1 protein-coding gene is annotated in these 742 nt (G+C 41.2%); it reads left to right on the top strand.

The genetic code is table 11. The features are described 5' to 3' along the window. Positions 1–22: 22 nt before the first annotated feature. Positions 23–742 (top strand): RICIN domain-containing protein (locus ACYQ1N_RS07585; RefSeq protein WP_459834519.1); only part of this gene is annotated, 720 nt, incomplete at its 3' end.

Here is a 742-nt window from a genome sequence, read left to right as displayed (position 1 = left end):
TATAAGCGGTTCTGAGACGCAGATGTGGAATCTCATCAAAACTGCTTCAAATAATGAAGTAAAATCAAAGGGATTTACATTGGTAAAAGACTTTGCGGAAGGTGAATATAATATTCTTTCCGCTTCAAATTCCAACTACGCCCTTGATGTATCAGGCGGAAGCGGAAATAACGGCGCCAATATCGGACTCTGGGAGCGCAATTTTGCAAATGCTCAGAAATTCCGTATAGAAAAGGCGAACGAAAACGGAGAATATTATATAAGGACTGCATCTTCGGGATACAATTCATCTGTAGATGTGTCGGGAGCATCACCTAACAGGGGCACAAACGTAGATCAGTGGAAGAGCTATAACAATTATGCTCAGACATGGAAGATATACAGAAATGCAGAGGGTTCATATGTGTTTATCAATTCCGTAAGCGGTAAGGCTCTTGATATTTCAGGCGGAAACGTAAGAAAGGGGCAAAATGTCGATGTATGGGATCTTAATGCATTAAAGAACGCTCAGTGCTGGAAGATAGAATCCGCAACAACATTTGACGCGGCTCACCCTGAACTGGAGAAGATAACCGATTTATCTGCGTTAAATATCAACGAAAACGAGTGGATCAAGTTAAGAACTGCTGCGAATACAAATTTCAGCCTTGATATTTCAGGCGGAAAAAACACAAACGGTCAGAATGTCGGTTTGTGGAGCGCCAATGAAACAAACGCTCAGAAATTCAGAATAAAGAAGCTT

Source organism: Howardella ureilytica (assembly GCF_054657495.1).
Note: the sequence above shows the minus strand (reverse complement) of the source record. Positions and strands in the feature narration are given on the sequence as shown.